The sequence below is a fragment of the Nonomuraea basaltis genome (assembly GCF_005893125.1).
Taxonomy (GTDB): domain Bacteria; phylum Actinomycetota; class Actinomycetes; order Streptosporangiales; family Streptosporangiaceae; genus Nonomuraea; species Nonomuraea basaltis.
The window spans coordinates 1-6,144 of sequence record NZ_VCJS01000404.1 but is presented as its reverse complement, the minus strand read 5'-3'; the positions used below and the strand labels follow the sequence as shown (position 1 = coordinate 6,144).

Sequence of the window (6,144 nt, the reverse complement as noted above, 5' to 3'; positions counted from 1 at the left end):
CGGTGCGGGCGAGGCGGTCGCCGTAGGCGAGGTCGGGGCCGGCGATCTCGCCGGTGGCGGCCAGTGGATGTCGGTCTATCGCTGCCGGTAGAGCACGAGGTGTTCATGGAAGAGAACGCCGTATCGGACGTCGCCGGTGGCGGTGAAGCCGATGTCGTCGACGTAGTCGATGTGGTCGCCGGTGACGGTGTAGCGGCCGGTGTAGGCCCGTTTGCGGCCGTCTCTCTCCTCCTCATAGCGGCCGTTGGGCAGGAGTTCCTGCCGGATTCGGCCGTCGCCGGTGACCCACATGCCCACGTGGGGATGGTCCGCGCTGTTGCCGGTCGGCGCTTTGCCGGGCTCAAAGCTCGAGCACGCGGCGGTCAGCACGGTGAACAGGCCGAGCCCGAGGAACATGCTTGTCTTCATGGCCGCGACCTTCCTGGTCGGGTGAGCGAAGTGCCCTGGGTGGCTGTCAGTGGCGGGTGAACCGGTATCCGGCGTGGTGCAGTTCGCCATCCCGGAATTCTCCGTATGCCCAAAAGCCCAGGTCGTCGAGATAGTCGATGCGGGTTCCGTTGATCCAGTACCGTCCCTGGTAGGCGCTGGGGCGGTCGCCGCGGGCCTCGTCGTAGCGGCCATTGGGCAGGAGCCGCTGGCGGACGAAGTCGTTCTCATCCACCCACAGGCCGAGGTAGGAGTGGTCGGCGGCGCTGGTCTCGGGTGGCGCGGCCTCGGAGACGGGCTGGGGGTCACTGGCCGGGCGTCCGTCCCATACCGTCACGCGGCCATCGTGCAGGAGAACGTCCAGATGGCCGCCGCGGGCGATGGCCGGGCCGTCCGGGGCACCCTCGGGGTCGGCGATCCTGATCACCGCGATGTCGGCGCGGTTGCCTGGGGTCAGCGTGCCGGTGATGCCAGTGCCGGTGATGCCAGCGTCGGTGAAGTCGGCGCGGGAGGGCAACACGAGACAGCCGGCACAATCGATGATGATCATCCCGTCGTCCTCGGCGGCGGTGAGCAGGCCGGGGCCGACACCGACGATCGTGGGACCGCCGATCAGGATGTCGGCTCGTTCCCAGTCACCCAGCATCGGGTTCATGCTGATGACAGTGCCGCCGGTCAGGAGCAGGGGGCGAACGTTGTCGTTGTTGATGACCTTGAGCAGTTCCGGAGTGCCCATGTCGGGATACTTCCTTCAGTGATCGTTGTGCCAGGGCTTGAGTAGGTGAGTGGTGGTCTGGTGCAGGCCGCCCCGAGCGGCGTGGTCGCGGGCGAGACCGCTGGGCCGGGCCGGGATGCCGCGCTCGGTCACGGGCTGCACGACTCGGCGGAAAAGGGCGTTCAGCGGCCGGCGGCGCGCAGGACGCGGTCGCGGGACTCGCGCACGTCCTGACGCAGCTCGGCCAGATCGACGCCGAGGACGGTGCCGGCCCACTTGCGCACTTGGCCCGCGATGAAGACGGCCTGGATGTTGCGCGGGTCGGAGCCGAGAACAAGGGTGCCGATCGGGTCGTTGAGCGGCATGTTGTTGAGGTCCTCGGCTCCGACGATGAGGAAATCAGCCTGCTTGCCGGGGGCGAGCGAGCCGGTGACGTCGCCGAGGCCGATGGTCTTGGCGCCCTGCAGGGTCGCGAAGTCCAAGACGTCGGCCACGCCGATCCGATCGGGGGTGACGGCGGTGCCGTAGGCGGCATTGACGGCGCGCATCCGCTGGATCGCGTGCAAGGCGCGCATCTGCGTGAACATGTCGCTGGCCAACGCCACTTCGACGTCGATGCTCAGACCGGGGCGGATACCGGCCGCGAGCGCCTCGTCGATAGCCGGGACCGCGGTCTCCAGGCCGATCTGCGCGTCGGAGGTGGGGGCGAGCGACACCGTGGTGCCCGAGTCACCCATGGCCCGCCAGGCGTCGGCGGTCAAGCCGGTGCTGTGGATGAGCGTCACGTCCGGGCCGAGCAGCCCATCGGCCGACCAGCGCAGAATGGCCTGGGAGGAGGGGATGCCGAAGACGGCGTCAACGCTGACGCCGATGCCGAGCTCGCGGGCGACGCGGGCGAGCGCGGGCCCGTAGGCGAGATCGGGGCCGGCGATCTCATCGGTGGCCAGGGCGGCCAAGCGCAGAGTGAGCAACTGGTCGCCGGAGGCGAAGTACTTGTCCCGCAGCCGGGTCAGGTCAGCCGGCCACTGGCCGTCCCAGTCTCCGAAGAGCGGCCGCATGGAGGCGTGCACACCTCGGATGCCGGTGTCGATCAGGGCCTCGATGGCGCTGTCGGAGTGGGCGGCGGTGCGAGAGTTGTGGGAGAAGTCGAGCATCGTGGTGATGCCGCTGTCGATGGCGGTCAGTGCGGCGAGCTTCGTCCCGATGTACATGTCGTGCGGCTGGTAGGCCGGAGCGATGCCAGACAGGGTGGACATGACGTACTCGCCGAGGTCGTTCACGTCGGGCATGATCCGGCGCAGCTGCGCCTCCCAGGCATGCCGGTGGGTGTCGACGAGGCCGGGGGCCAGGATGGAGCCGGTGGCGTCGATGACGACCGCGCCCGCGGCGGCGCCGGCGGTGCGCAGGTCGGGGGCGACGGCGGCGATGGAGCTGCCCTGGATGAGCAGATCGCCCTTGGGCAGAACGCCGAGATCGGGATCCATGGTGACGATCGTGGCGCCGGTCAGCAGAACGCGCCGGTCGCGATCGGTGTCCTGGCGGCGCAGCTGGTCGAGGGTCGTGTCGGCGTTCATGGGGCCTTCTCTCCGTGGGTTGCGGCGGGGTTCCGCCGCTGACAGATCCGAGTCTGTCCACGTCACCCAGGGCGGAGAAGGCCGCCGATTTCCTGGGAGTGTCGTACCTAGGATCCAAGACGCGTTCAGCGCGAGATCAAGGGCATGCCGGGCGAGCGGGCCATGACATCGACGGCACGCCGTCGTGACGGCGGGCGTGACCTCGAGGAGTCATGCGGACGGGGCGCGCTCGCCGAGATCCGATGCGGCCAGGGTTGCCAGGAGGACCAGCGCGTCCGCGGACGGCGAGCCGGGCTCGGCCTGGTAGATGACCAGGAGCTGGCCGGGCGCGCTGGCAATCAGGAAGACTTCCCTGCTCAGGTGCAACTCGCCGACCTCCGGGTGGGAGAGTCGGATCGTGCGGCGCACGGTTTGTCCGGACTTCTGCTCCGCCCACAAGCGCTGGAAGTGCGGGCTCTTGATGGACAGCTCGCCCACCAGTTCGGTCAGGCTTCGCTCGTCGGGCGTCATGAGCGCGATCTTGCGCAGCTCGGCCACGGCTGCGCGGGCCGTCTCGCTCCAGTCACGGAAGAACTCTCGCCCTGCCGGATCGAGGAAGATCATGCGCAGCATGTTGTCGTCGTAGGCGAACCGGCTGTGCAGGGCACCGGCGAGCGGGTTGTGCGCAAGCACGTCCTGCGACCAGCCCAGAATGTACGCAGGGACGTCCGCCCAGCCGTGCATGAGCCGGAGCACCTCCGGGGCTACCCGCTCTACGCGCGCCGGGCGCCGGCGGCGAACGACCGGACGGGCCAGCCGGTACAGCTCGGCCGCGGCCGGCTCGTCCAGCCGCAGAGCCTGCACCAGGGTGGCCACCGTCTGCCGCGAGGGGTGTCGCTGTCTGCCCTGCTCCAAGCGCGCGTAGTAGCCGGTGCTGAGCCCGGCCAGCCTGGCGACCTCATCACGGCGCAGCCCGGGCACCTGGCGGCGGCCCGGTGTCTGCAGCCCTGCCTGGTCAGGGCGTGTCAACGCGCGGTGGCGGCGTAGGAACCGCCCCAAGGCGTTGCTCGTGTCGGCACCGTCCATGGCATCGAGGCTAGGCGAGAGCGGCAGCAAAGGGATCACCACAGCCAGGCCGTACTTTTCCTAGGAAAACACGCCGACTCCTTCATATCGTGGCTCATCGGGCCATTTGTCACCTAGCCTGGCCAAATGAGCCGAAGCACACCCTTGGGTGAGTTCCTGCGAGCTCGTCGCGAGGCTCTCAAACCGCAGGACGTCGGCCTGCCGGAGTATGGGCGCCGCCGGGTGAAGGGCCTGCGCCGCGAGGAAGTGGCGATGCTGGCGGGCATGAGCAGCGACTACTACGTGCGGCTCGAACAGGGCCGGGAGTCGAGCCCTTCGCCGCAAGTGGTCGAGGCGGTGGCACGCGCACTCAGCCTGGACGAGGAGGCCACCGAGCACCTCCACCGCTTGATCCAGCCGCCCGCTCGGCGCCGAGCCGCCGCCGACGACCAAGTCAGCCCGCAGCTGCTGCAGCTGATGGACAGTTGGCCCACCTCGCCGGCGTTCGTGCTGGGCCCCGCCCTGGACATCCTGGCCGCCAACACGATGGCCACCGCCCTGCACGAAGGGTTCACCGCCGCCGACAACCTGGCCCGCATGGTGTTCACCGACCCCGCAGGGCGGGAGTTCTATCAGGACTGGGAGCGGGCCGCGCACTCCTGCGTGGCCGAGCTGCGGGCCGCCTACGGCCACGACCCGGACTCCGCGCGCATAAACCAGCTCGTCGACGAGCTCTGCTCGGCCAGCCCCACGTTCGCCGAGCTGTGGGCCCGCCACGAGGTGAAGTCAAAGACGCAGGAGGGCAAGCACCTGCGGCACCCACGCGTGGGCGACCTGCACATCCAGTTCTCCGCCTTCACCGTCAACGACGCCCCGCACCAGCAACTGGTTGTCTACCAGGCCCAGCCCGCCTCGGCGACCGCGGCCGCCTTCGAGCGACTGCGCTCCTCAGCCGCGCGGGCGACGACAAGGACACTGCACAACAGCGACGCGACCTGACCGCTCCCACCGCACCGCATCAGAGAGGTGGCCCAAGCACGCCCAGCTCGTACCACCTCCTGTTCGAGCCCGGCCTTCACCCGGCGTTCCCTTCCTAGGTGTGCTCCTCCCAGGAAAGTCCCGGCCTTCATCCCTGCCCGTGAGCTGCACAGACTGGAATCTGTCAGCGGCGGGAGCCGACTCCGCCGGAGCTCTCGACGAGAGACACACAAAGGAAAGAAACAACATCATGACTACTTGGTTCATCACCGGTGCTTCCCGCGGGCTCGGCGCCGAAATCGCCCGAGCCGCACTCAACGGCGGAGACAACGTGGTCGTCGCCGTGCGCAGCCCCGACAGGCTGCCCGGTGACCTGCAGACCTCCGACCAGGTCCTCGCCGTCGCCCTGGACGTCACCGACAGCGGCGCCATCCCCGCCGCCGTCCAGGCCGCGACAGACCGCTTCGGCGGCATCGACGTGCTGGTCAACAACGCCGGCCGCGGCCTGCTGGGCGCCCTGGAAGAGATCGGCGAAGACGAGGCCCGCTCCCTGTTCGACCTCAACGTGTTCGGCCTGATCAACATGACCAGGGCCGTGCTGCCCGGCATGCGCCGCCAGGGATCAGGCAAGATCGTCAACATCGGTTCACGCTCCGGATTCGAAGGCGAACCGGGAGTCAGCCTGTACAGCGCCTCCAAGTTCGCCGTCGCCGGGATCAGCGAAGCCCTCGCCGCGGAGATGTCGCCGTTCGGCATCCAGTCCATGGTCGTCGAACCGGGCGTGCTGCGCACCGACTTCCTGGACGCCAGCTCGCTGTCGCTGGCGCGCGAGCGGATCGCCGACTACGACGACACCCCCGCGCACGTCACCCTCAACTGGGTCGCCGACGCCAACCACACCCAGCTCGGCGACCCAGTCAAGAGCGCGGCCCTGATCTACGAGGTCACCAGCCAGACCATCCTGCCCCGGCACCTGTACCTCGGGCCCGACACCATCGATCGGCTCCAGGTCAAGCTCGAGCAGATCCACCACGACCTGAACGCCTGGCGGGACAAGTCAGCGGCCACCGCGCACGACGACGCCGCCTGACCCGCGCATCGTCTGTCTGCTCATCACGCGGTGCTCCACGGGCTTCGGCCATGGCCGAAGCCCTCCGCCTACGGACCCCTCCGCCTACGGACGGAGTCCGAGACGTGGGAGGGCACCGTCGGGGGCCGACTTCCCGGTCGACCAGCACTGAGCTCATCCGTGGCGCCAGACGCCACCACTGATCGTCACCGATCCCAAGAAGTCAATCGCTAGCAGAAAGGCACGACTCATGTCTGCTCTGCTCACCGGCACTCCGCTCGCCGGCCGCGTGGCCGTGGTCACCGGCGCCTCCAGCGGCATCGGCGCCGCCACCGCGC

General features: G+C 69.1%; 6 protein-coding genes. 2 read left to right on the top strand and 4 right to left on the bottom strand.

Translation table 11 applies throughout. The annotated features are described in order from the left end of the window. Positions 1 to 75 precede the first annotated feature (75 nt). From EJK15_RS66825 to EJK15_RS66810, 4 genes are all read right to left on the bottom strand, one after another. Positions 76 to 408 carry an Atu4866 domain-containing protein gene (locus tag EJK15_RS66825; protein WP_240778086.1) on the bottom strand — a complete coding sequence of 111 codons (333 nt, stop codon included), beginning with the start codon at positions 406 to 408 and terminating at the stop codon, positions 76 to 78. Positions 409 to 454: 46 nt separating this feature from the next. Further along, positions 455 to 1,162, bottom strand: a complete 708-nt coding sequence (locus EJK15_RS66820) for an Atu4866 domain-containing protein (RefSeq protein WP_138720518.1) — start codon at positions 1,160 to 1,162, stop codon at positions 455 to 457. A 161-nt stretch (positions 1,163 to 1,323) separates the two neighbouring features. After that, entirely contained in the window at positions 1,324 to 2,715 is a 1,392-nt protein-coding gene (locus EJK15_RS66815) for an amidohydrolase family protein (protein ID WP_138720517.1), read from the bottom strand. A gap of 210 nt (positions 2,716 to 2,925) precedes the next feature. Beyond that, positions 2,926 to 3,780, bottom strand: a complete 855-nt coding sequence (locus EJK15_RS66810; RefSeq protein ID WP_138720516.1) for a helix-turn-helix transcriptional regulator — start codon at positions 3,778 to 3,780, stop codon at positions 2,926 to 2,928. 126 nt (positions 3,781 to 3,906) lie between these two features. On the opposite strand from EJK15_RS66810, the gene EJK15_RS66805 reads away from it, so the two are divergent. Together EJK15_RS66805 and EJK15_RS66800 are read left to right on the top strand one after the other, a co-directional pair. Continuing rightward, positions 3,907 to 4,758, top strand: coding sequence for a helix-turn-helix transcriptional regulator (locus EJK15_RS66805; protein ID WP_138720515.1), 852 nt, complete (start codon positions 3,907 to 3,909; stop codon positions 4,756 to 4,758). Between the two features lie 229 nt (positions 4,759 to 4,987). Then, on the top strand, positions 4,988 to 5,827 hold the full coding sequence (locus tag EJK15_RS66800; protein WP_138720514.1) for an SDR family NAD(P)-dependent oxidoreductase: 840 nt from the start codon (positions 4,988 to 4,990) through the stop codon (positions 5,825 to 5,827). Positions 5,828 to 6,144: the final 317 nt, after the last annotated feature.